Here is a 24,433-nt window from a genome sequence, read left to right as displayed (position 1 = left end):
GGCCCGTTTCGTCACGCCTGCGGCGGCGTGTTACCTGCATGGGAGTGATCCCTTCGGTTGGCACTACTTCACGGGTAGCAGTTCGATGTTGCCGTCGAACTGCCACAGTGGGTTCGGTTCGTCCCCGGTCGGGGTGCGGACCAGGAAGAAGCCGTTCACTTCTTTCGGTCCGTCCCCGTCGGACACGTACCGACCGAGTGGGTTGATGTCGAGTTGGTAGATCGCGGAGCCGGCTGCGTCCACCCCAGGGAGGTGCCAGCTGACCACGCACCGCCAGTCGTTGCCGGGCCCGCGGGCGGCGACCTGGTCGCCGCCCTTCGTGCACTCGGCAGCGGTCTGCAGCTGAGCCTCGGTGACATCGGCCCGGTTCAGCTGCTTGGTCTGCAGGCGGTACAGATGGGCGAACTCGACCGCGACCGCGCGCTGCACCTTGTCCTGGTCGATCCCCGAACCGAAGCCCGTGATCGGGGCCAGCGCCGCGGTGCTGACACCGAGCAGCAGGACGAGCGGTACCAGCCCGGCGGTCAACGCCCGGCGGCCCGAGCCGTCGTGCGTCGGGTTGGTGAAGTCGCGGCGTACGAACAGGAAGTAGGCCAGGCCCGTCGCGATGACCGCCCACGCGAGGCTGACGATGACGCCGATCAGCAGCGGTCCGCGCTGGACAGGCTCGGTGAAGAGACCGTTCCAGCTGATGAACGCGTAGCCGGGCAGCGCGAGCCGGAGCGCGACCGGAATCGGCAGCTGTTGCACGATCTGCATCGCGAGCGCGACGACCGCGGGCAGCAGCAACCCCATCGGCGAGCGGCCCATCGCGACCGAGCCGAGCAGGCCGATCGCGGCCAGCGCCAGCGTCGGTGCGAGCGCGCACAGCCAGGCGAGCAGGACCCTGCCGGCCGCATCGCCTGGCGAGAGCAGATGTCCGTCCAGGCCGATCAGCTGGCGGTTGCCGACGACGAGCAGACCGCTGACCGTACTCGACACGACCAGGCCGATCACCAGTACGACGATCACGGTCAGGCTGGAGAGCGCCTTCGACACGAAGATCCGGCGCGGCGACCGGACCGCGACCAGCAGGTGCCGCCAGGTGCCGAGCCGGTCCTCGGACGCGAACACGTCACCGGCGACCAGCGAGGTCAGCAGCGGCAGCGCCCACGAGCCCGAGAAACCCAGCAGCACAAGGGGGCCGGCCCATCCGGTCGCGTGCATCATCCGGCCGAACAGCGTGTCGACCGGCAGCGACGCCTGCTGACTGATCACCGTCACGAACACCGCGGGCGCGAGCCAGCACGCGATGATCAGGACCCGGACCCGCCATTGCGACAGCAGCTTGACGAGCTCGAAGCGGTACCCGCGGGTGATCGGGACCCGGCGTACGACAGGGCTGTCGGGGGCAGCCACGGTGGCTGTCATCAGTCGGTCTCCTGCTGCTCGGTGAGGGCGGCCTGTTCAGTCAGGGTCAGGAAGGCGGCTTCGAGCGGCGAGACGACCGGCGCGAGTTCCCGTACGGCGACGTCCTGCCGGACGAGCGCCTTCACGAACTCGTCCAGCGCGGGCACCGGCGCGGAGATGATCAGCAGCTCGGCGTCGTCCTGTGGGTTGTCGGTCTCCTGCAGCCGGACGCCCGCCGTCTCCCGGGCGACGCGTCGTGCGACGACCGGGTTCGACGTGAGCACCCGGTAGTCGAGCTCGCTGTCCTCGGACGCCAGCTTGCTGATCGGGCCGGTGAACGCCACCCGGCCGGTCGCCAGGATCGTCACCTCGGAGCAGAGCGCCTCGACGTCGTCCATCCGGTGGCTCGACAGGATCACCGCGGTACCGTCCGCCGCCAGCTTGGTCAGGACGCCGTACACGTGCTTCTTGCCGGCCGGGTCGAGGCCGTTCGACGGCTCGTCGAGGATCAGCAGCCGGGGCTTGGTGAGCAACGCGGCGGCCAGACCGAGCCGCTGGCGCATGCCGAGCGAGAAGCCGCGGACGCGGTCGTCGGCCACGTCGGTCAGGCCGACCTGCTCGAGGTACTCGTCGATCTGCTGCGCCCCGTCCCCGCGCAGCGCGGCGAGTGCGGACAGGTTCTGCCGGGCGGTCATCGACGGGTACAGGCCGGGTCCGTCGACGAAACCGGCGACCCCGTCGGGTACGGCGAGGGCGCGGCCGACCGGCGTACCGAGGATCTCCAGGTTGCCCTTGTCGGCAACGGCGAGGCCGAGCAGCAGGCCGAGCAAAGTGGTCTTGCCGGCTCCGTTGGGTCCCACCAGGCCGTGCAGCTGACCTGGTGCGACGTCGAGGTCGACGCCATCGAGCGCCACGACCTCACCGAAGTACTTGGTGATTCCGCGGGCACGGACAGCGGGCGGTGTGTCCATGGTGAATACATTAGAAAGAGATGTACGGCCGCGTGAAGACCGAAGGTTAACTAGTGGCGAACTGGCAGCAACTGATTGCAGCCAACCTCTCAGTCACTTCTCAGTTCCGTCTCATTTCCCGGCGTAGTTTCCGCTAGCGGTAGGCGCGGGCCTGGAGTTCGAAGAGTTCGGTGTAGCGGCCGCCGGCGGCGAGGAGGTCCTCGTGGGTGCCGAACTCCTCGACGCGGCCGCGGTGCATGACCACGATCAGGTCGGCCATCCGGACCGTGGAGAACCGGTGGGAGACCAGGACGGTGATGCCGCCGGTCTCGGTGGCGGCGATCCTCGCGGCGTCGGCGTACTGCTCGTAGAGCCGGTGCTCCGCCTCCGGGTCGAGCGCCGCCGTCGGCTCGTCGAGCAGCAGGAGCAGCGGGCGCTCGCGCATGAAGGCACGAGCCAGCGCGAGCCGCTGCCACTGCCCGCCGGACAGCTCGACCCCGTCGGTGAACTTTTTGCCCAGTTGGGAATCCAGCCCCCGCGGCAGCCCCGCGACCACCGACTCGGCGTCACCGCGTACGACGGCGGCCCGGACCGCGTCCTCGTCGTCGGCGCGTTCGAGGTCGCCGATCCCGACCACCTCGCGGACGGTGAACTCGAACTTCACGAAGTCCTGGAAGCCCGCCGACAGCTGCGACCGCCACGCGTCCGGCTGAATCGTCGCCAGGTCCTCGCCGTCGACCAGGATCCGGCCGGACGTCGGGTCGTACATCCGCGCCAGCAACTTCACCAACGTGGTCTTGCCCGCACCGTTCTCCCCCACCAGCGCGACCGCCGACCCGGCCGGGATCGTCAGGTCGATACCGCTCAGCACCGCGGAATCCGAACCAGGGTAGGAGAATCCCACGTCCCGCAGCTCGATCCCCTCGGTGATCCGCGCGGGCGCCGGCGTCCGGCTCGACCGCCAGGCGTTCTGCTTCGCGTACTCGCGCAGCCAGTCGTACCGGCTGAAGCTCCTGACCACCTCGCCGACCCAGTACACGTTCTGCGCGATACCGCCCGTCATCTGGTCGACCTGTGGCGCGAGCAGCAGCACCAGTACGACGTCACCCGCGGACGCGTGCCCGTTCCGTGCCCGGGCGACGACCCAGATGATCGCGGCGGAGTACGCCAGCCCGAACACCAGCCGGACCGCTCCGTCCACCTTCCCGCCCCAGCGCGCGGCCGCCACCCGGCGGTCGAAACGCTCGGTCTGCAACGTGAAGATCCTGTCCAGCAGCACCTTCCCGAGCCCGAACAAGCGCACCTCCAGGCCGGTCCGCGGGTCCTTCGCGACCTCGATCAGCCGCTCGACGAGCCGCTCCTGCGGCATCGAGTCCTCCCACGCCTTCTGCTGTCGCGTGCTGCTCAGGTACGCCGACCAGATCCGCACGCCGCCGAGCAACGGCAGCACGAGCAGCACCGGATGCACCGAGCCGAGCAGCGTCAGCACGGTCACCGTGTTGGTCACGGTCGCGAACGCCCACAGCAGCACCTCGGCGCCGACGCCCATCCGCCACGCCCGCTCACGCACCAGCTCGAGCCGGTCGGCCACATCCGGTCGCTCGTGGTGCGACAGCCCCGGGATGCCGGTCGTCACGTCCAGCAGGTCGGCGTGCACCCGGCCCGCCATCCGCTCCTGGGCGGTGTCCTGCAGCGGCGCACCGAGACCGTCGGCGAGGAACGACACCGCGAGGCCGCCGACGATGATCGCGACGCCGAGCGTGACCGTGCCCGACCGCCCCGACGCGAGCCCGTCCACCAGCCGGCTGACGCCGTACGTCTGCGCCGGAGCGGTGATCGCCCGAGCCGCGACGAGTACCGTCGAGATCGTCATCAGCCACGGCGCCGCCCGGAACGACGTGGTGATCCACAGCCACAGGATCCGCAGCGACCTAGGCATCGACGGCCTCCGGTCCGGTCACGTACCGCTCCGCCTGCAGCCGGAACATCCCGGCGTACTCGCCGTCGATCGCCAGCAGCTCCTCGTGGGTGCCGTCCTCGACGATCCGGCCGTCGGACAGCACGCAGATCCGGTCCGCGTTCCGGACCACCGAGAACCGGTGCGAGATGATCAGCGACGCCACCCCCGACGTGAGCTCCAGGTACCGCTCGACGAGCTCCGACTCCGCCCGGACGTCGAGCGCCGCCGCCGGCTCGTCCAGCACCAGCACGCTCGCGCCCGCGTGGACCGCGAACAACGCCCGCGCCAGCGCGACCCGCTGCCATTCACCGCCGGACAGGTCGACGCCGCCGTCGAACGTCTTGTCCAGGATCGTGTCCCAGCCCTTCGGCAGCCGCCGTACGACGTCGTCGATCCCGGACTCGCGCGCGACCCGGGCCAGCGTCAGCTCGTCCCCCGCGCGCTCGACCGCTCCGAACACGACGTTGTCGGTCACGGTCAGCGGGAACCGCACGAAGTCCTGCACGATCGCCGCGACCCGGCGCTGCCAGGCCGCCAGGTCGAGCTCGGCGAGATCGACGCCGTCGACCAGGATCCGCCCGCTGGTCGGCTGGTACGCGCCGCCTAGCAGCTTCACCAGCGTGGACTTCCCGGCACCGTTGATCCCCACCAGCGCGAGGGCCTCGCGCGCGTTGATCGTGAGGTCGAGGTCCCGCAGCACCGCCTTGCCGGAGCCCGGGTAGTGGAAGCTGACCTTCTCGAACCGGATCTCCCGGGCCGGCATCGTCTCGACCCGATGCTTCGTGGTCACCACCGGCTCCGGATGCCGGGCCGCGATCGTGCCCGGCAGGTCCCGCATCGCCCGGTACGCCGAGAGCCCGCGACGGACCTGCACCACCCCGAATCCGTTGCTGGACTGGCCGATCGCGAGGATCGCGGGCAAGGCGGTCGCAACCTGGGTGAGCGGCAGCGAGCCGTCGTACGCCGCGCGGCCGACCGCCAGGATCGCGATCCCGTTGGCGATCAGGTGGATGCCGCCGATCAGCAGCGACCACTTCGCGTTCGTCCGCCGGCGCGCCCAGACCGGGCGGTACCCTGCCGTCCACTCACGGACGTACCGGTCGACGAGCCAGGTGTGCAGGCCGAAGACGCGCAGCTCCTTCGGGGCGTCGCGCATGCCGAGGTCGAAGAGGTAGTGCGAGCGCCGCTGCTCCTCGGTGTTCCCCCACCAGACGTCGATCTCGCGCTCGATCAGCCGGCCGCCGTACCACTCCAGCAGGAACGTCACCGCGACCAGCATGGCGGCCACCCACCACGCGAACATCGAGCCGACGATGACCGCCGAGCCGACCAGCGTCACCCGGCTCGCGAGCAGCCACGGCAGGTTGCCGAGGCCTTGCGCAAGATGGAACCCGCCCTTGCCCTTCGCACGCTCCTGCACGTCCAGCACCTCGGCGTCCTCGAGGTGCTGGATCCGGCGCGGCGCGAGCAGCGGTCCGGTGATGCCGGTGCCGATCGCGCGGACCAGGCCGGCGTCCATCACCATCGACGCGACCTGCTGCACCGCGGGTTTCAGGCTGTCGACGACGAACACCACCAGCAGCCCGCCCAGCAACCAGCTGAACTCGCCGATCGGCATCGCCCCCGGGCTCCCGTCGTGTGCACGATCGACCACACCGGGAACCGCCCCGACGACCCGGCCGGTCAGCAACGTGACCGCCATCCCCAGCAGCGAGCCGAAGACAGCCAGACCCATCGTCAGAAGGGTGCTTCCAGGTGCAACCCGAACGCCGTACCGCAGGAGAGTCAGCACTCGACCGACCGTAGTGCGAGCCACCGACAGATTGCATCCGAGTTTCCGGACGTGACCGCAATCCGGCCGTCAGTTACCGGTGGCGAAGAAGGTCGCGAAGACCTTCTGCAGGGCGGGCGAGTCGACCAGGGTCGGAGCCGCGCTGCTCTGGTTGCTCCAGCCGTAGGTGTAGTCCATGACCGGGGCCGGCACGAGCCGCTTCCACTCCATCAGCATCGCGTGCTCCTGGCTCGCCGTCGGCTGGTTGTAGTAGTGGCTCGTCGTCCGCTCCTGACCGAAAGCCTGGTACACCGGCACGATCGCGGCCGGCGGCACACCCGCGGAGCGAGCTGCGCTGACCTTCTCGCCGATCTTGCCGAGGTCGCACTGCGGATGCGCGGTCGAGCAGGGGTACGGATCGAGCCCGACCAGGTCGACATGGCTGCTGGCCGGTGCGAACGGCTTGTAGTCGGTGACCTTGCTGAGCACGACGAACGACTTCTGCCGGCCATGGCTCGCCGCACGGATGTAATCCGCACGCGACCGCAGAGCCGCCGGGCCGCCCGGGCAGTCCCCGATGTGCGGCTCGTCGGACAGGTAGTAGGCGAAGACCTTCGGGTTCGAGGCCAGCGCGTCGACCGTGGCCTTGAACGTGCTGTCGGCCGGCTTCGGGCACTTCTGCCCCAGCCAGAACACCGACTGCACCGCGGCCGGCAGCAGGCTAAGGCTGGAGACCGAGGACTTGTCGGCCAGGTTGTAGCCGAGCGCGAACGGCGTGGTCGCGCCTTTGAGGTTCGCGATGAAGTGCCGGGCCGGCGCCGGGCTCTGGGCGTCCGCCCGCGCTCCCCCGGACGTGCCGGTGACGGCGACGACGAAACTGGCGACGAGGCCGAACAGACCGGCGCCGAGGGCGATCTTGGTGCGGGACAGGTGGGTGGGGATGGCGGGCATACGGCGGCCTCTCGGGGCGCGAAGGAGTCCCGGACGGCAGGGAGCCGCCCGGCCGGCAGGTCACCACCGGTCTCCGTACTGCGCCCCAGCCGACAGCCCGCGATCCGCGGCGGCCGATCACGAGTGGCCCGCTCGTCGCGGGTTCGCCCGTCCCTGCCTGGCGCGTTACCTTACCGTGATCTTCCCCAGACCTCGACCCCTCCCCGGATATCGGTCGCTCGAGTTCGGTCGCCGGTACGGGGCTTACTCTCGTGACAACGACGCCGAACCGGAGGGGGCGTGGTGACCGGGCCTGTCGTCGAAACCAAGCTCTACCGCCCACGGAACCGGCAGGGTCTGGTGGACCGGCCCCGGCTCGACCAGCGTCTGCTGCGCACGGACGGCGTCGGGCTGACCTTGGTATCCGCGCCGGCAGGCTTCGGCAAGACGACGCTGGTTTCGGCCTGGGCGGCCGAGAGCGCGGCCTGGGTCTCGCTGGAGGAGAGCGACCAGGACCCCACCACCTTCTGGACGTACGTCCTTACCGCCCTGAACCGCGTCACACCGGGCATCGCCGAAGGCGCCCTGGTGCTGCTGCGGTCCGGTCCCACGCCGATCGAGACGATCCTCGCCGGAGTTCTCAACGACCTCAGCGTTCTGCCTGACGACATCGACCTCGTCCTCGACGACTATCACCTCGCCGACGGCCTGGAGATCAGCCGGGGCATGACCTACCTGCCGGACCATCAGCCGCCCCAGCTGCACCTGCTGATCAGCACCAGGGCCGACCCCGCACTCCCACTGGCACGCCTGCGGACTCGCGGCGAACTCGTCGAGGTACGCGCCGCCGACCTGCGCTTCACTGTCGACGAGGTGGACAGCTTCCTCAACACGGTGGCCGGGCTGGGGCTCGACGCCGAGGCGATCGCGACCCTCGAAGAACGCACCGAAGGCTGGATCGCCGCGCTCCGACTGGCGGCGCTGTCGTTGCGGGGCCGCAGCGACACCACCGGGTTCATCGACGACTTCGCAGGCGACGACCGGTACGTCGTCGACTACCTCGTCGACGAGGTCCTCGACCGGCAGCCCGACGATGTACGCCGGTTCCTGCTCGAGACCAGCGTCGTCGATCGGTTGACCGGCCCACTCTGTGACGTCGTGACCGGTCAGCCCGGTGGTACCGCGATGCTCGAATCACTCGAGCGCCAGAACCTGTTCGTCGTACCGCTGGACGACCGGCGGCAGTGGTACCGGTACCACCACCTCTTCGCCGACGTACTGCGGGCGCGGCTGCTCGCCGAGCGCGGCGACATCGCAGAGCCGCACCGACGCGCCGCCCAGTGGTACGGCGATGCCGGCGATCTGGTGGCAGCCGTTCATCACGCGCTCGCCGCCGGAGACGTCGACCATGCCGCCGAGCTGATCGAACTGGCGGTCCCCGGCTTGCGGCGGGAACGGCAGGAGGCCACGATCCGGCGCTGGCTGGACGACATACCCGAGGAGGTTGTCCAGCGCCGGCCGGTCCTGGCGATCGGATTCGTCGGAGCCTTGATGGCCGGCAACGAGTTCCCGGGCGTCGAGCAGCGGCTCCAGGACATCGAACGGCAACTGTCCGGGCCGGACGACGCGCTCGTGGTCGTCGATCCCGGGGAGCTCGAGCACCTGCCGAGCGCGATCGAGACGTACCGGGCCGCGCTCGACCTCGTCGCCGGCCATCCAGCCGGCACGATCGAGCATGCCGCGCACGCCCTCCGCCTGGCCATCCCCGGCGACGACCTGACGATCTCGGCGGCCTCTGCACTGTCCGGTCTTGCCTCCTGGGCCGGCGGGGATCTCGTGTCCGCGCATCGCGGGTACGCCGGCGCCGCCGCCGGCCTGGAACGGATCGGCCACCTCTCCGACGTCCTCGGCTGCTCGGTCACACTGGCCGATCTCGAGATCACCCAAGGCCGGCTCCGGCAGGCGCAGGCCACACTCGAACGAGCGCTCGAAGTCGGCCACGGCGTGCGTGGAACATCCGACATGTACGTCGGACTGAGCCGGATCGCCTGGGAGCGGAACGATCTCGACGCCGCCGCCGACTACCTGCGCCGCGCCGAGGAACTGGGCGTGGTGTCCGACCTCCCGCAGAACCCGTACCGCTGGCGGCTCGCGATGGCCCGGATCCGCGAGACCGAAGGCGATCTCGACAGCGCACTCGACCTCGTGGCCGCGGCGATCACGGTGTACGTCGGCGACTTCTCACCGAATGTCCGCCCGCTGACCGCCGTTCGAGCGCGACTGCTGATCGTCCGGGGAGACCTGTCCGCGGCGCAGGAGTGGGCCGAGAGCGTGCCCGAAGACGAGTCCTATCTCCACGAATACGAACACGTGACGTTGGCCAGGCTCGTGATGGCCCAGCGCGGAGACGCCGCACCGCTCCTCGAGAGGTTGCGGGCCGCCGCCGAGGCGGGTCGCCGAACCGGCAGCCTCATCGAGATCCTCGTCCTGCAGGCCCTTGCCGGCCGTGATCCAGCGGTGCTGGAACGAGCGTTGACCCTCGCCGAACCCGAGGGGTACGTCCGGGTCTTCATCGCCGAGGGCGCCCCGCTACTGACATTGCTGGCGAGACTGCAGCAGCATCGGCGAGGCTCGGCGTACCTCCGAACGCTCCTGGCCGCGGCCCGCCGGCCGGCTCGCGTCAGCAGGCCGGCCGCCCCGCAGAACCTCCTGGACCCGCTCAGCGATCGCGAACTCGACGTACTCCGGCTGCTCACCAGCGAACTCGACGGCCCTTCGATCGCGCGGGAACTCGTGGTGTCGCTCAACACCGTGCGGACGCACACCAAACACATCTACACCAAGCTCGGCGTCAACAACCGGCGCGCCGCGATCCGGAGAGGTCATCAGCTCGGCCTGCTCACCCGCTGAGGATCACCACATGATGTGATGCGCGGTCACCAGCCCCGCTCCTAACTTGCGGCTATGGACCACGAATCAGCCTGGTACGAAATCCGCCTCCAGGGGCGGCTCGATCCCCGGTGGACCGAGTGGTTCGACGGAATGACGATCAGCACCCACGCCGACGGCACCACCGTCATCCACGGCCACGTGGCCGATCAAGCAGCCCTGCACGGCCTGCTGCAGCGACTCCGGGACCTCGGTCTGCCGTTGCTCTCAGTCGACCGGCAATCCCAGAACCCAGGAGAATGACATGACCATCACCGCACCGAGCACGACCGCGACCCGCCGCTCCACCGATCCGGACCGCGCTACCATCCGCGCAGCCGGCATCTTCTACCTCGTGACCTTCGCCGCCTCGTTCACGGCTCTGTTCCTGATCGGACCGGTGCTCCACGATCACAGCTACGTCCTCGGCGCCGGACAGGACACCCGCGTGCTGGTCGGCTGTCTTCTCGACTTCGTCAACGCCCTGGCCGGCATCGGCAGCGCCGTCGCCCTGTTCCCGGTGATGCGGCGGTACAAGGAGTCCCTGGCCCTCGGCGTCGTCATCTCGCGGACACTCGAGGCCGCCGTGATCATGATCGGTGTCGTCAGCCTCGTCGCCGTCGTGACACTGCGACAGGATCTCGCGGGGACCGCCGACCCGAACGCGCTCGCCACCGTCGGCCGCGCCCTCGTCGAGGTTCGCAACTGGACCTTCCTCTTCGGCGCCGGCACGATGCCCGCCATCAGCGCCATCCTGCTCGGAATCCTGATGTACCGGTCTCGCCGGGTCCCGCGGTTCATGCCGATCATGGGCCTCGTCGGCGCTCCGCTGCTGCTCACCGCCAACATCCTGACCGTCCTCGGCCACAACGCCCAACTGTCCGGGTTGTCCGGGGTCGCCACCGCTCCGGTCGCCCTCTGGGAGTTGTCGATCGGCATCTACATGACCGTCAAGGGCCTCAAGCCGGACGAGCTCAACCGGTGATCGGCGCCGCGTGGGCCTCCGCGTAGCCGGCGGCGGCCAGCCGGTCGAGGGTCTTCTCCAGTACGGCGGTGTCCTCGAGCGTCCGGACCTCGGTGATCTTGCCCCACCGGATCCGCAGGAACTGATGAACGACGTTGTCGTACGTCGAACCGTCCACGACGCCCACGTGGACGGTGACGGCTGTGGCGACCCGGGTGTTCCACGGCCAGCCGTCGACAAGCACATCCAGCACGTCGAACCGCGTGTTCGGCAGCAGCCGGAAGCACCGCTCCCACCAGCGCCGCAAGGCCTCGTGCGTACGCCGCTCACCGCCGAGCGCGTGCTCCCCGTAGAACCGGTACGTGAACGACGGCGCCATCCCGGCCACCATCGCCTCCCAGTTCCCCGCGCTGATCCGCGCGAACGCCGTCCGCACCTGCCGCGCCACGATCCGGTGGTAAATGCCCATACCCGGCAGCCTAGGCGTAGTGAGTTCAATGCTGCAACTGACTACACTCACTCCGGTGAAGGAAGGAAAGTCGAAGAGGGAGATGATGCGGCCATGCGGAACACCAGCTTCGCCTCGATGCACTGCTCGCTCGCCCAGTCTCTGGAGCTGATCGGCGACTGGTGGACACCGCTGGTACTGCGCGACCTCTACCTGGGACTGAACCGCTTCGACCAGTTCGTCACCGACCTCGGGATCTCCCGCAACCTGCTCACCGATCGGCTGGCCACGCTCGTGGACGGCGGGCTGGTCCAGCGGACGCCGTACCAGCAGAACCCGGTCCGCCACAGGTATGAGCTGACCGAGGCGGGGCAGGAACTCGTACCGATCCTGATGGCGCTCACCGCCTGGGGCGACCGCTGGGCCACTCCCCCGGCCGGCCAGCCGATCCGCTTCACGCACAAGACGTGCGGCAAGGTCACCACGCCCACGGTGGGCTGCTCCGAGTGCGGCGAGGCACTCGCGACCCAGGACGTCGTACCGTCGCCGGGACCCGGCGGCCGGACCGCTCCCGGTACGGCGCTGATCGCGAGCGTGCTAGGACTCGAGCCGCAGGCGCAGTAGTTCGGCGAGCGGCATCGACTCGCCGTCGCGGGCGCCTCGCCCGACGACGAGCGGCGGGTCGGACGGCTGCAGCTGCACACCGGCGACGCGCGACTTCAGGCTGGCCGGAACGCCGAGGATGTAGAAGTTGCCGTCGACGTCCACGGCGAGCGAGCGGTTGCGGCGCAGGTACCACCCGGTCAGCGTGGTCCGGTAGCTGGTGTTCGACCCGACGACCTGCGCACGCAACGGCTCCGGCTCGACGGCCCGCGCCCGCAACTGCTCGATGAACTCGCGCAGCAACTCCCGCGCCTGCGCGGTCTCGGCAGCCTTCTTCCGGTCCAGCGCGGCCGCATGCTCCGCCGCCGCCTGCCGTCGTTCGTCGCGCCAGCTCGTCACCCCCCAACCCTACGGTCAGCTAACGCAGAGGCAGAACGGGTGTCCGGCCGGGTCGAGGAACACGCGGAACGACGTACCGGGCTGGTGGTCTGGCTTGGTGGCGCCGATCGCCAGTACCTCGGGCTCGGCCTCGTCGAGGCTGCGCACCATCACGTCGAGGTGGAGTTGCTGCGGCACGTCCTGGGTCGGCCAGGTCGGTGCCTTGTAGTTCTCGACCTGCTGGAAGCAGATGCAGTTGCTGCCGTCCTCGGGGCGGATCTCGGCCCACCCGTCGTCGGTCTTCACCGTCCAGCCCAGCAGCTCGCCGTAGAACTTTCCGAGGACGGCCGCGTCCGGGCAGTCCAGCACGAAACTCGGGTACATCGCGATAGTCATGACCCGCACCCTAGTGCCGGTTGCGGACGGTTTGCGTCCGGTTCTACGCAGAATTTCCGACCAGGGTCTGCCAGGCCCGATCGAGTCCGGCCGCGATACAGCCGGCCACCACGGTCTCGGAGCCGAGCACGCTCGCCTTCACGTCGGGCATCACCGGCGCGAGCTGACGCAACTGCTTGCTCACCGCCTCGAGGAAGCCGGGCGCCTGGCCGATACCGCCACCCAGAACCACCAGGTCCGGGTCGACGACGGTGATCACCGTGCACACCGCCTTCGCCACCAGCAGCGCCTCCTCCGCGACGACCGCGGCGGCCAACGCGTCCCCACGGGCCGCGGCCGCGAACACCTTCTCGGCCGTCTGCGCGCCGCGGACACCCGCCCGGCGAGCCGCCCGTACGACGGCTGCCGCGGACGCGGACGCGTCGAAACCGCCACGCTTGCGGGCGTCCCGCGGATCGCTGCCGGAGCCCTCGGTGAACGGCAGGTACCCGATCTCGCCCGCGACGCCGTGCGATCCGTGCCGCAGCTTGCCGTCCAGCACCAGCCCCATGCCGATGCCGGTACCGACGCTGACGAACGCGAAGCTGTCGACGTCCCGGCCGTGCCCGTGCACCCGCTCCGCGATCGCGGCGGCGTCCACGTCGTTCTCGATCATCAGCGTCGGCCCGAACCGGTCCCGCAGCGCGGCCAGCGTCGCGGGCGAGTCCCACCCGGACAGCCGCCCGGTCAACGTCAACGCGTCCAGCCGCGGGTCGTACACGCCGGGACTACCGAGCACGGTCTGAGTGAGGTGCGTGGTTTCGATCCCGGCCTCGTCGGCCAGCGTCGCCGTCAGGTCGACCAGCTCCTGGATCCGCGCCATCGCGTCACCGGCCTTGGTCCGCACACTCAACCGGGACCGGACAGTCCCCGCGAGATCCGCGATCGCACCGCGCAGGTACTCCCGCCCGACGTCCAGCCCGAGGACGAACCCGGCCTCCGGCCGTACCTCGTACAGGCTCGCCGCCGGCCCCGGTACGCCGGTGCGCTGGCCGGTCACGTAGACGAGGCCGGTCCGCTCCAGGGAGCTCAGTGCCGCGGAGACCGTCGGCTTCGACAGTCCGGTGAGCCCGGCGAGCTCCGTCCGCGAGATCGGGCCCGATCGCCGGATATGGTCGAGCAGTACCTGCTCGTTGATCTCCCGGATCAGTTGCGGACGCGCTCCTCCGGCAGTAACCGTCACGGTCGCCCCCCCTCGCTCTCTAACAACTCGGCCACCAAGTTTCACTGATCCCTTGTGGTCCCGGTGATTGTTAAGTTAGTTTCCAATCGATTCTATTGGTCGGCGCGAGGAGGTGCCACCCCGTGGTTTCGACACCGGTCGTCCTCGGGCTCGACTTCGGCGGTACGAAGATCGCCGTGGCCGTCGGCGACCTGTCCGGTCGCCGCCTGGGTTCGACGACCGTCGACAGCCAGGTCGAGTCCGGCGGCGCCGCCGAGGCGATGGCCCGCGGCCTCGCCGCTGCCCGAGAGCTGCTCGCCGAGGTCGCGCCGGACCACCAGCTCGCCGGTGTCGGTGCGGCCACGCTGGGCATCCCGTACGACGACCACGTCGAACTGGCCCCGACCTTCCCGGGCTGGGGCGAGCTGCCCTTCGGGCGGCTGATCCGCGACGGGTTCCCCGGCGTACCGGTGCGGCTGGCAACCGACGTGAAAGCGGCGGCCGAGGCCGAGCTGCGCTGGGGCGCGCTGGCCGGCTCCGACCCGGGGCTCTACCTCAATCTCGGCACCGGTCTCGCGATCGCGATCGTTGCCGGAGGCACCGTTGTCACCGGGGCGCACGGTGCCTCCGGCGAGATCGGGTACCAGCTGCGCTCCCCCGCCGACGTGTACGTCGACGCCGGGGAACGCACGATCCTCGAACACGTCGTCAGCGGTCAGGCGCTCGAGACCACCGGGTCCGCCCGGCTCGGCCGCCCGGTCACGGCCGCCGACGTCTTCACGATGGCGCGGACCCAACCGGACGCCGCCGTCCTCACCGACGAGTTCGTCCGGGAGCTGGCGATGCATCTCGCCAACCTGGCCATCGCGATCGATCCGGACCGGATCGTCGTCGGCGGCGGCCTGGTGCGCTCCTGGGACCAGCTCGAACCCGGCCTGCGGCGCGCCCTCGACGCGGCCGTCCCGTTTCCGCCGAAGCTGTCGGTGGCCCGGTTCCCTTCGGAGGCACCGCTGATCGGAGCGCTCGCCCTCGGCGTCGAGGCGGCGGGGGCCGCCCTCGGTGCGGAAGCATTCGCATGACCAGGATTTCCAGTAGCGAAAGGCAGAAGTCGATGAGGGGCAGCATCACACGCATCGCCGTTGCCGCGATTGCGGTCGGCGCGCTGACCGCGGCCTGCGGCAGCGGCGACAAGCCGATCGGGAGCGCGAGTTCATCCAACCCGTCGTCGTCGACGAGCAGCGGCGGAGGCGGGCAGTACAAGCAGGGCGGCACGGTCACGATCGCGAACGTCGGCGGGCAGACCTGGCCGTGCCAGTTCAACCCGTTCAACCCGTCGGTCAACCAGGCCGCCAACGGCTTCGTGTACGAGCCGCTGACGTTCGTGAACGTGCTGAAGGCCGGCGGCACCACGCCGATGCTGGCGACGGCGTTCACCTGGTCGCCGAAGAAGGACTCGATCGTCTTCACCATTCGCGACGGCGTGAAGTGGAGCGACGGGCAGCCGTTCACCGCCGACGACGTCGTCTACACCTTCACCCGGATGAAGGAGCAGCCGGCCCTCGACCTGTACTCGCTGTGGACCGGCGCCGGGCTGACCAGCGTCACCGCGGCCGGCAACAAGGTCACGCTGAAGTTCAAGGCCGCCGCCGAGCCGTACTTCTTCAACTTCGCCGGCCAGGTCGGCATCGTGCCGAAGCACGTCTGGTCGACCGGCGAGGCCGCGTCCAAGCCCGCCACCTGGGCGGACCCGAAGCCGGTCGGCACCGGGCCGTTCACGGTCGAGTCCTGCACCAGCAACAACATCTCGTACGCCGCGAACCCGTCGTACTGGCAGCCGGGCAAGCCGTACATCCAGAAGGTCCAGTACCCGGCGTACCTGGACAACAACCCGGCCAACCTCGACCTGGCCAGCGGCAAGGCCCAGTGGGGCGGCCAGTACATCCCGAACATCGACAACTTCTACAAGTCGAAGTCGCCGGACAACAACTACTGGTTCCCGCCGACCGCGAACGTCGCGATCGTCCCGAACAACGACCCGTCCCGCCCGGCGACCAGCAAGCTGGCGGTCCGGCAGGCGATCGCGTACGCGCTCGACCGGGAGCAGATCTCGAAGATCGGCGAGAGCGGCTACCAGCCGGCCGCGAACCAGACCGGTGTCGTCACGCCGACGTTCGACAAGTACTTCGACCAGAGCGCGGTGACCACGGCCGGGTACGACAAGCCGAACCTGGACAAGGCGAAGCAGTTGCTGCAGAGCGCCGGGTACTCCGACTCGAACAAGCTCAAGCTCAGCATCATCACGGTCACCGGCTACACCGACTGGGACGCGTCGCTGGCGGTCGTGAAGCAGCAGCTCGCCAAGGTCGGGATCGACCTGACCATCCAGGACCTGCAGCAGCAGTCGTACAACCAGAAGCTGTTCACCGGCGACTACGACCTCGCCTACGCGAGCCAGTCCGGCGGCCCGACGCCGTACTACGAGCTGCGGCAGCTCCTGTACTCGAAGAACACCGCGCCGGTCGGCAAGCAGGCGAACAGCAACTACTCGCGGTACTCCAAGCCCGAGGTGGACGCGCTGTTCGACCAGTACGCCGCCGCGGACCCGGACACACAGGTCAAGCTGATCAAGCAGATATCGTCGTACATGATCAAGGACGTGCCGGTGATCCCGACCACCGAGTCGGTCGACTGGTACCAGTACAACACCAAGGACGTGCAGGGCTGGCCGACCCAGGACAACCCGTACGCGCAGCCGGCGCCGTACAACATCCCGGACGTCGGTCAGGTGCTGACCAACCTGTACTCGAAGTCCGCCCAGAAGTAAGGAAGCTGAACGCGTGAGCACGAGGAGCTGGTGGGAGTGCGATACCTGATACGACGCCTCGGGTTCTTCGTGCTCACGTTATGGGCGGCGATGACGCTGAACTTCTTCATCCCGCGGCTGATGCCCGGCAGCCCGGAACAGGCGCTCCGGGAGCGGTTCAGCAAGGGCGGTTCGGTGGTGACACCGGAGCAGCTGCGGACGGTGCTGGCCGAGTTCGGCTTCGACCCGGGCAAGAACCTGTTGCTGCAGTACGTCGAGTACCTGAAGTCGATGGTCAGCGGGCACTGGGGCGTGTCGATCGGCAGCAGCCTCGGCGTACCGGTGACGTCGCTGATCAGCCAGGCGCTGCCGTGGACGCTCGGGCTGGTCGGCATCGCGACCGTACTGGCGTTCGTCCTCGGCACGCTGATCGGCACGGTGGCCGGCTGGCGGCGCGGCGGCCTGATCGACGGCATCGTGCCGCCGGTGTTCATCGTCACCTCGGCGCTGCCGTACTTCTGGGTGGCGCTGCTGCTGATCTCGTTGTTCGCGATCGGCAGCAAACCGGTGCTGCCGAACGACTTCAACTACGACCAGGGCCTGACGCCAGGGTTCACCGGTGAGTTCATCTGGAGCGTGATCAAGCACGGCATCCTGCCGGCCTCCACGATTCTGGTCACCGCGGTCGGCGGCTGGATCCTGACCATGCGGAACAACATGGTCACCACGCTCGCCGAGGACTACGTCCGGATGGCGCGGGCGAAGGGCATCCCGGGCCGCAAGATCATGTTCGGGTACGCCGGCCGGAACGCGTTCCTGCCGAACCTGTCCGGGTTCGCGATGTCGCTCGGCTTCGTGATCTCCGGCACGATCCTGGTCGAGTACGTGTTCAACTACCCGGGCCTGGGTTACATGTTCTACAACGCCACGGTGAGCACCGACTATCCGTTGCTCCAGGCACTCTTCCTACTCGTGACGCTGGCGGTGCTGATCTGTGTCCTGCTCTGCGACTTCGCGGTGTTCCTGCTCGACCCGCGCGCCCGGACGAAGGGATAGACCACTGTGAACGAGCGAAGCGAGATCACCAATAAGTACAGCGCTCCACTGCGCTCATCGTCCGGAGGACGTCGATGAGCGCTGTCGTTGCTGGTGCGTCTGCTCCTGTGGCGGGGGTCAGTCGCCGCCCTCGTGGTGGGCTGTTCCGGGCCATTCTGCACAACCGGAAGGCTGTGGTCGGGGCTGCGCTGCTGATCCTCTTCATGCTGCTCGCCGCGTTCCCGGGGCTGTTCGTCCCGGGCGCGCACCACGATCCGCAGGCGATCGGCGACCTGCCGCTGCAGCACCCCTCGGGCAGCCACTGGCTCGGTACGACGGGACTCGGGCAGGACGTCTACGCACAACTCATCTACAGCACCCGTGAGTCCCTGGTGATCGCCGTGGTCGCCGGCCTGGGTGCCACCGTGCTGTCGGTCATCATCGGCGTGTCAGCGGCGTATCTGGGCGGGTTCGCCGACGACGGTCTGTCGATGCTGACCGACATCTTTCTCGTGCTCCCGACGTTCCCGCTGATCATCGTGCTGGCGACGTACGCCGGCAAGGGCAACCTGACGGTGATCATCATCGTGCTGGTCCTCACCGGCTGGTCGTACGGCGCCCGCCAACTGCGGGCGCAGGCGCTGTCGCTGCGGAACCGGGACTTCCTGGAATCGGCGCGGGTCCGCGGTGAGCGCCGGTCGTACATCATCGTGGTCGAGGTACTGCCGACGATGATCTCGCTGATCGTCGCGAACTTCCTCGGCGCGGCGCTGTACTCCGTGCTGACCGCCGCAGGCCTGCAGTTCCTCGGGCTCGGCGACCCCAACTCGCTGAGCTGGGGCACGATGCTCTACTGGGCGCAGAACCAGGGCGCCCTGGTGAACGGACTGCCCGCGTGGGCGCTCTCGCCGGGTCTGGCGGTCGCGCTGCTCGGGGTCTCGTTCGCCCTGCTCAACTACGCGTTCGACGAGATCAGCAACCCCGCGCTGCGGCCGGTTCGGAGGCGACGTGCCAGATCAGCTTCTTGAGGTCCGCGACCTCACCGTCGAGTACGACACCGGGTCACGTCCGGTGGTCGCGGTCGACCACGTGGACCTCGACGTGCACGCCGGCGAGTTCGTCGGGGTGGTCGGCGAGTCCGGCTGCGGCAAGTCGACGCTGCTGTTCGCGATCGCGCACCTGCTGTCGTCGCCGGCCGCGATCACCGGCGGCAGCGTGCGGTTCAACGGGCAGAACCTGGTCACGATGCACGAGAAGCAGCTGGCCGCGATGCGCTGGCGGGACTTCTCGGTGGTGATGCAGAGCGCGATGAACGCGCTGAACCCGGTGCTGAGCATCGGCGCGCAGTTCCGGGACACGATCATGGCGCACGACGAGCCGGTCGCCGACGACCGGCCGGCCGAGGTGCTACGGCTGGTCGGCATCGACCCGATCCACCTGAAGAGCTACCCGCACCAGCTGAGCGGCGGGATGCGGCAGCGGGCGATGATCGCGATGGCGCTGCTGTTCACCCCGGACCTGATCATCATGGACGAGCCGACGTCCGCGCTGGACGTGGTCGCGCAACGGTCGCTGATGGTGCAGATCAAGGAGCTGCAGAAGAAGCTCGGGTTCGCGGTCATCTTCGTCACCCACGACATGTCGCTGGTGAGTCACTTCTCGGACAAGCTGGTGGTGATGTACGCCGGGCAGGTCGTCGAGTTCGGCGACACCCGCGCGGTGTTCGACCATCCGGAACATCCTTACAGCGCAGGGCTGCTGGACGCGTTCCCGTCGATCCGCGGGCCGAAGGTACCGTTGACCGGGATCCCGGGCGCGCCGCCGGACCTGGCCAACCCGCCCAGTGGGTGCCGGTTCCAGCCGCGCTGCCCGAAGGCGTTCGAGGACTGCCCTAAGATCGAGCCCGAGCTGTACCAGGTGGGCGCCGTACAGGCTCGCTGCCTGCTGCACGCGCCGGCCGTCCAGTCCGAGCGGGAGGTGTCATGACGCCGTTGCTCGAGGCAAAGGAGCTGACCCGGCACTTCCGGGTCGGGCGCGGGTTCTCGCCGCAGTTGTTGCACGCGGTCGACGAGGTGAGCTTCTCGATCGGGCGGCAGGAGATCGTCGCGCTCGCCGGGGAGAGCGGCAGCGGGAAGAGTACGATCGCGCGGCTGCTCGCGGGCGTGTACAAGCCGACCAGCGGGGACGTCTTGTACCAGGGCCGCGCGATGTCGACGTTCCGCTCCCGGAAGGACCAGTTGTCCTACCGGGGCGACGTACCGATGGTGTTCCAGGACCCGTTCAGCTCGCTGAACCCTGCCTTCCGGGTGTCGCACGGCGTACTGCGGTCGCTGAAGCTGCACCGGCCGGAGCTCGACCGGCAGCAGCGGTACGCCGAGGCGGAGCGGGTGATCGAGGCGGTCGGGCTGACACCGGCCGGCGACATCATGAACCGGTTCCCGTACGAGCTGAGTGGTGGCCAGCGGCAACGGATCGGGTTCGCCCAGGCGCTGGCGCACAAGCCGAAACTGATCCTCGCCGACGAGCCGGTGTCGATGCTCGACGTCTCGATCCGGATCGGGCTGCTGAACCTGATGGCCGAGCTGCGTGAGTCGCAAGGCGTCTCGTTCCTCTACATCACCCACGACATCGCCAGCGCCCGGTACGTCGCCGACCGGCTGATGATCATGTACGCCGGCCATATCGTCGAGTCCGGTCCCGCGGAGTCGGTGCTGCAGAACCCCAAGCACCCGTACACCGACCTGTTGCTGGGCGCGGTCCCCGACCCCCGGGCCCCGCTCGCCGCAGGCCTCGAAAGCGACACCGGCGAACCGCCGAAGGTCATCGACCCCACGCCGGGCTGCCGCTTCCGCTGGCGCTGCCCGCTCGCCATCGACAAGTGCCACTCGGTCACCCCGGTCCTTCGCACCCTGGGCGAGAACCACCAAGCCGCCTGCCACGTCGCCGAGCCGGACATCGGCAGCTGACCGGCCCCTGCCCGCCGCCGACTCCCCTGTACCGGCGGCGGGTGGGGGTCAACCAAGGACCACGCCCAGGTGGCATCCCGGGGTGATCAGCTGCGGCTTGACCAGCGTCACGACGGACCGGTTGCCGTTAGCAACTACGGTCGCGCGGAGGCGCTGGGAACCGGCGTGGACCTCGACCTGGCGCGCCGGGGCGGTGGTCTCGAAGGACAGGGTGGTGACGTTCAGTCGGCCGTAGCGGACGTCGATGGTGGCGGTGAGGGACTTCTGTGTGCGGCGTTGGGTGTAGAGGCCCCAGCCCTCGGCGGTGGTGAAGGCGCTACGGAAGTTCTCCGGGTGGATGCGTGGGGCGAACCCGAGGTGGCCGCGGGGACCGTGGTACTCGTAACCGCAGGCGGCGAGGTAGACGCCGTACCCCATCATCGCGCGGGCGTAGTGGTCGCTGGCCTCGATCTCGTTGTAGGGGTTGCGTTTCGTGGCGGAGTACCGGTCGTACATGGCGCGCGTGACCGCCAGGCCCTCGTCGGCCATACCCTCGGCGAACAGGTGCGCGGCGAACTGGTACTCCTGCCCGGTCCACACCTCGTTGAAGTACATCAGCCCGCGGGTCTCGTCCGAGCCGCCGTGCGGCCAGGTCGCCATCAGTACGCCGCTCTCGTCGCCGGTCGTGTAGACCCGGCCGGCGCCGATCCCCGGCGGGTGGTACGTACCGGGCGCGGCGCGGAAGTTCGACCCGTACAGCTTCGACAGAGCGGTCCGGGCCTGGTCCTCCGGGAACACGCGCGGCAGGCCGAGTTGCGATGCGTACGTCTGGCCGTACATCTGGTCGACGAACAGCCCGCGGTTGCTGTTCTCCGCCGTCGGGTGGGCGAGGTCGACCTTCTGCACGTAGTACCCGTACTGGTCGTTCCACAGGTGCCCGGCGAGGTACGCCGACCCGCGATCGGCGATCGTCCGGTAGCGCGTCGCGTTGGCCGTGTCGCCGACGTCGGTCGCCATCGCGGCGGCGGCCCGGAGCGCGGCGACGTACAGGCCGCTGATCCACGGCACCTCGCCGAACCACTCGGTGTCGAGGGTGTTCCACTGGCTGCCGCGGAAGATGCCGTCCTCGTCCGGGCCGTCCCGGTGCGTGACGAGGAACTCGACCGCGGTCCGGACCCGCGGCCAGACGCGCTGCAGGAACGACAGGTCCTTGCTCATCTGGTGTTCGCGATAGATGCGCAGGATCGTGCCGGTCTGGCCGTCCGCGAACGAGCTCGACGCGTCGCCGGACTCACCACGGTTGCCGATCTCGCCGGTCGGCCGGAACGCGATGCCGAGGTCGACGCGTTCGCGGGTGTCGCGTTCGAGATCGGGGAACAGCCGGCCGATCGCCTGCGCGTAGTTCCAGACGTGTTCGCAGGTGCCCGCGCAGCAGTACGTGCCCTCCCACGCGTAGAAGCGGCCGTCGTCCCAGCGGTAACAGGTGCTGGTCGCGATCGTGGACGCCGTCGCCAGTGTCCGCTCCAGGAACCAGTGCGGCAGCGACGAGTCGTCGTACCAGGTCTGCACCCACAGCTTCGTGTCGCGCTCGAGCCGCGCGGCCTCGCGACCGACGTACTCGACGACGTCGCGGGCCGAGCCGAACCGGGTGGCGTAGTGCCGGCGGAAGGTCGATGCGCCAACGAGTTCGGCGAACAAGTCGCGTTGCGGGTTCGGGAAGAACCAGCCGTACGCGAACTGGACGGTCCGCGAAGCGCCCGGCGGCAGCGTCACCGTGACAGCGACGGTCCCGGCCTGCGGGCCGTCCGAGTCCGCGGGACCGGCAGCCGAGTCGAACAGCGCGTCGGTCGTCGACCAGTCGACGATCGACGGGCGGACCACAGCACCCGGCGTCAGCGCGGCCAACGCGAAGGTGCCGCCGTCCGGTCGCTCCGGCACCGACTGCCGGCGGATCGGGCGGTCGCTGAACAGGATCCGGTCCACGTTCACGTGGCCCCAGCCGCCGGGGTTGTTGTCGACAATCTGAATGTGTGCATTCCTACCGGCGTACTTCCCGACGTCCATCGACACCGCGGTCAGCGGCTCGATGTCGGTCCCGGTCGCGGACGCCACCACCGTGCCGTCGACCACGACGTTCAGGCAGGTCTCCCCCCGATGACTGCCGCCGCCGACCCACGCGGTCACGAACCGGCGCTCGACCGTGAACTCGCGGCTGGTCAGTGAACCCGTGAAGTGGTCGGGATCGCCGGTCCCGCGGAAGTTGTACGACGTGACGAACCGCCCGCTCACGTTCAGCTCGGTGCGGACGCCGAACGCGCGGCGGAAGCCGTCAGGCGTCTCGGCCGCGGTCACCGGGCCGGCACCGAAGGCGTCGCCGGCGACCGTCCACCCGTCGTACGTCGGCTTGTCCCAGGTCTCGAAGAGGATGTCCGGGCGGTCCGTGAACACGATCGCGTCGCAGCTGAGGTGACCCCAGGCGCCCGTGTGATTGTCAACAATCTCAATGTGTGCAGTCCGGCCGGCGTACGCCCCGACGTCCAGCATCTGCGCGACCAGCGGCTCGCTCTCGTCACCGGTCGCGGTCGCCACCACCTGACCGTCGACGACCACGTTCACGCACGTCTCCCCGGGGTGCCGGCCACCACTCAGGCTGACAGCGACGTACCGGCGCTCGATCGTGAAGTCGCGGCTGGTCAGCGTGCCGACCGCACCGTCGTACTTGCCGCCGCGGAAGTCGTACGACGTGACGAACCGGGTGTCCGACACGTTCAGATCGCCGAACCGCTTCATCAGGTCCGGTACGTCGAGCGGCCGCACCGGGCCCGCGCCGAAGGCGTCGCCGCTCACGGTCCAGCCGTCGAACGTGTCCTTCTCCCAATCCTCGAACAGGATGTCGCCCTGCTCCGCGCCCAGATCGTCGACAGCGCCGAACTGCACGCCGCCCTTGAACGCCCGCGCTTGCAGCGTCGTCGGCTGACGCATCCGGCTGTCGATGCACACCGGGTTCTCGGCGTACCCGAGCAGAGTCGCCCGAACCGCCGCCGAGGACGTGTTCCGCAAGGTGAACGACATGATGGTCGTCGGCAGCGTGGAGTCCAGCGTGGCCAGCGGGACGAACGGCGAGAACGCCTCCAGCTGCACGCTCACCGGGCTCTCCGCGTCGGCGTACGCGACCCGGCCGATCGGGTACGACCCGGTGAAGCGGACGTCCTTGAACCCGGCCGCGTCCACCGTGCGGCTCGTCGTCCGGCCGCGGGTCGTCGTCCGCAGCGCGAACCCCTGGCCGAACTGCGACGCCCCCGGATCGTCGGCGGACAACGGGAACGCGTAGTGGTGCCCGGAGAAGTCCGCGCCGCCGAGCGGGAACGACGTCGGGTTGAAGACGTCCCACGCCCACAGCCGCCCGTCACCGGACAGGTACACCTGGCCGGTCGTTCCGCCGCCGACCGGCATCCCGATCCGCTGCAGGGCGGCACCTGTGTACGACGTCGGCGTACCGCGGTCGAACAACACCTTCGGATCGGGCTTCGGCGGAGCCGCCAGGGCCTGCGCCGGTACGGCGAGCGCGCCGACCGCGGTGGCGCCGAGGGCGATGAACGTACGGCGGCTCAGCTGGGCGCGGGGACAGTCGCCGGCACAGGACCGGTTCGCACAGCCGGCCGGGGCGTCAGATGCGGTCATTCGGGTTCTCCTTGACGGGCGGAGGCGGGAGAAATCGATTTCCGAGATACG

Annotated in this window: 20 protein-coding genes; 10 read left to right on the top strand and 10 right to left on the bottom strand. The window is 69.2% G+C overall.

Features of this window, described 5'->3' with window-relative positions:
• Positions 1 to 63: 63 nt before the first annotated feature.
• The 5 genes from JOF29_RS17340 to JOF29_RS17320 all read right to left on the bottom strand — a co-directional run bounded on the left by JOF29_RS17340 (position 64) and on the right by JOF29_RS17320 (position 7,021).
• Positions 64 to 1,410 carry an ABC-2 transporter permease family protein gene (locus JOF29_RS17340; RefSeq protein ID WP_209695212.1) on the bottom strand — a complete coding sequence of 449 codons (1,347 nt, stop codon included), beginning with the start codon at positions 1,408 to 1,410 and terminating at the stop codon, positions 64 to 66.
• Positions 1,410 to 2,360, bottom strand: coding sequence for an ABC transporter ATP-binding protein (locus JOF29_RS17335; RefSeq protein ID WP_209695211.1), 951 nt, complete (start codon positions 2,358 to 2,360; stop codon positions 1,410 to 1,412). Before JOF29_RS17335 ends, JOF29_RS17340 begins: the two co-directional genes overlap by 1 nt.
• 133 nt (positions 2,361 to 2,493) lie before the next feature.
• Positions 2,494 to 4,278 carry an ABC transporter ATP-binding protein gene (locus JOF29_RS17330; protein ID WP_209695210.1) on the bottom strand — a complete coding sequence of 595 codons (1,785 nt, stop codon included), beginning with the start codon at positions 4,276 to 4,278 and terminating at the stop codon, positions 2,494 to 2,496.
• Entirely contained in the window at positions 4,271 to 6,034 is a 1,764-nt protein-coding gene (locus tag JOF29_RS17325; protein ID WP_209695209.1) for an ABC transporter ATP-binding protein, read from the bottom strand. Before JOF29_RS17325 ends, JOF29_RS17330 begins: the two co-directional genes overlap by 8 nt.
• 126 nt (positions 6,035 to 6,160) lie before the next feature.
• On the bottom strand, positions 6,161 to 7,021 hold the full coding sequence (locus tag JOF29_RS17320) for a hypothetical protein (RefSeq protein ID WP_209695208.1): 861 nt from the start codon (positions 7,019 to 7,021) through the stop codon (positions 6,161 to 6,163).
• A gap of 279 nt (positions 7,022 to 7,300) precedes the next feature.
• Between JOF29_RS17320 and JOF29_RS45360 the strand changes: the two genes are divergently transcribed.
• Genes JOF29_RS45360 through JOF29_RS17305 form a run of 3 tightly spaced genes read left to right on the top strand, consistent with a single transcriptional unit; the run spans position 7,301 to position 10,913 of the window.
• Positions 7,301 to 9,910 carry a winged helix-turn-helix domain-containing protein gene (locus JOF29_RS45360; RefSeq protein WP_372446300.1) on the top strand — a complete coding sequence of 870 codons (2,610 nt, stop codon included), beginning with the start codon at positions 7,301 to 7,303 and terminating at the stop codon, positions 9,908 to 9,910.
• 54 nt (positions 9,911 to 9,964) lie between these two features.
• Entirely contained in the window at positions 9,965 to 10,192 is a 228-nt protein-coding gene (locus JOF29_RS17310; RefSeq protein ID WP_209695207.1) for a DUF8691 family protein, read from the top strand.
• 1 nt (position 10,193) lies between these two features.
• Positions 10,194 to 10,913, top strand: coding sequence for a DUF4386 domain-containing protein (locus JOF29_RS17305; RefSeq protein WP_209695206.1), 720 nt, complete (start codon positions 10,194 to 10,196; stop codon positions 10,911 to 10,913).
• Here the strand turns inward: JOF29_RS17305 and JOF29_RS17300 are convergent.
• Complete coding sequence (locus JOF29_RS17300) at positions 10,903 to 11,361, bottom strand: nuclear transport factor 2 family protein (RefSeq protein ID WP_245357639.1); 459 nt, start codon at positions 11,359 to 11,361, stop codon at positions 10,903 to 10,905. The two genes, JOF29_RS17305 and JOF29_RS17300, sit on opposite strands and share 11 nt — an antisense overlap.
• Before the next feature lie 93 nt (positions 11,362 to 11,454).
• Between JOF29_RS17300 and JOF29_RS17295 the strand changes: the two genes are divergently transcribed.
• Positions 11,455 to 11,964: a winged helix-turn-helix transcriptional regulator gene (locus JOF29_RS17295; RefSeq protein ID WP_209695205.1), complete on the top strand. Its 510-nt coding sequence runs from the start codon at positions 11,455 to 11,457 to the stop codon at positions 11,962 to 11,964.
• On the opposite strand, the gene JOF29_RS17290 is transcribed toward JOF29_RS17295, so the two are convergent.
• From JOF29_RS17290 to JOF29_RS17280, 3 genes are read right to left on the bottom strand one after another with little or no spacing between them, the layout of a single operon-like run.
• A complete protein-coding gene (locus JOF29_RS17290; protein ID WP_209695204.1) occupies positions 11,938 to 12,342 on the bottom strand; it encodes a hypothetical protein in 405 nt (134 codons plus the stop codon). The two genes, JOF29_RS17295 and JOF29_RS17290, sit on opposite strands and share 27 nt — an antisense overlap.
• 15 nt (positions 12,343 to 12,357) lie before the next feature.
• The gene (locus JOF29_RS17285; protein WP_209695203.1) at positions 12,358 to 12,717 is read right to left on the bottom strand and encodes a VOC family protein; all 360 of its coding nucleotides are present in this window, start codon (positions 12,715 to 12,717) and stop codon (positions 12,358 to 12,360) included.
• A gap of 43 nt (positions 12,718 to 12,760) precedes the next feature.
• Positions 12,761 to 13,939 carry an ROK family transcriptional regulator gene (locus JOF29_RS17280; RefSeq protein ID WP_209695202.1) on the bottom strand — a complete coding sequence of 393 codons (1,179 nt, stop codon included), beginning with the start codon at positions 13,937 to 13,939 and terminating at the stop codon, positions 12,761 to 12,763.
• 122 nt (positions 13,940 to 14,061) lie between these two features.
• Here JOF29_RS17280 and JOF29_RS17275 point away from each other — a divergent pair, with 122 nt between their 5' ends.
• From JOF29_RS17275 to JOF29_RS17250, 6 genes are all read left to right on the top strand, one after another.
• The gene (locus JOF29_RS17275) at positions 14,062 to 14,997 is read left to right on the top strand and encodes an ROK family protein (RefSeq protein WP_209695201.1); all 936 of its coding nucleotides are present in this window, start codon (positions 14,062 to 14,064) and stop codon (positions 14,995 to 14,997) included.
• Between the two features lie 32 nt (positions 14,998 to 15,029).
• Positions 15,030 to 16,742: an ABC transporter substrate-binding protein gene (locus JOF29_RS17270; protein WP_209695200.1), complete on the top strand. Its 1,713-nt coding sequence runs from the start codon at positions 15,030 to 15,032 to the stop codon at positions 16,740 to 16,742.
• Positions 16,743 to 16,772: 30 nt separating this feature from the next.
• Positions 16,773 to 17,777: an ABC transporter permease gene (locus tag JOF29_RS17265; protein ID WP_307863416.1), complete on the top strand. Its 1,005-nt coding sequence runs from the start codon at positions 16,773 to 16,775 to the stop codon at positions 17,775 to 17,777.
• Between the two features lie 74 nt (positions 17,778 to 17,851).
• Positions 17,852 to 18,784, top strand: a complete 933-nt coding sequence (locus tag JOF29_RS17260) for an ABC transporter permease (RefSeq protein WP_209695199.1) — start codon at positions 17,852 to 17,854, stop codon at positions 18,782 to 18,784.
• Positions 18,765 to 19,742 carry an ABC transporter ATP-binding protein gene (locus JOF29_RS45355; protein ID WP_209695198.1) on the top strand — a complete coding sequence of 326 codons (978 nt, stop codon included), beginning with the start codon at positions 18,765 to 18,767 and terminating at the stop codon, positions 19,740 to 19,742. Before JOF29_RS17260 ends, JOF29_RS45355 begins: the two co-directional genes overlap by 20 nt.
• Positions 19,739 to 20,722, top strand: a complete 984-nt coding sequence (locus tag JOF29_RS17250) for an ABC transporter ATP-binding protein (RefSeq protein ID WP_245357637.1) — start codon at positions 19,739 to 19,741, stop codon at positions 20,720 to 20,722. The genes JOF29_RS45355 and JOF29_RS17250 overlap by 4 nt, the downstream gene beginning before the upstream one ends.
• A 48-nt stretch (positions 20,723 to 20,770) precedes the next feature.
• Here JOF29_RS17250 and JOF29_RS17245 read toward each other — a convergent pair whose 3' ends face one another.
• Positions 20,771 to 24,382, bottom strand: coding sequence for a GH116 family glycosyl hydrolase (locus JOF29_RS17245; RefSeq protein WP_209695197.1), 3,612 nt, complete (start codon positions 24,380 to 24,382; stop codon positions 20,771 to 20,773).
• Between the last annotated feature and the right edge of the window lie 51 nt (positions 24,383 to 24,433).

Origin of the sequence: Kribbella aluminosa (genome assembly GCF_017876295.1) — a bacterium.
Taxonomy (GTDB): domain Bacteria; phylum Actinomycetota; class Actinomycetes; order Propionibacteriales; family Kribbellaceae; genus Kribbella; species Kribbella aluminosa.
Note: the sequence above shows the minus strand (reverse complement) of the source record. Positions and strands in the feature narration are given on the sequence as shown.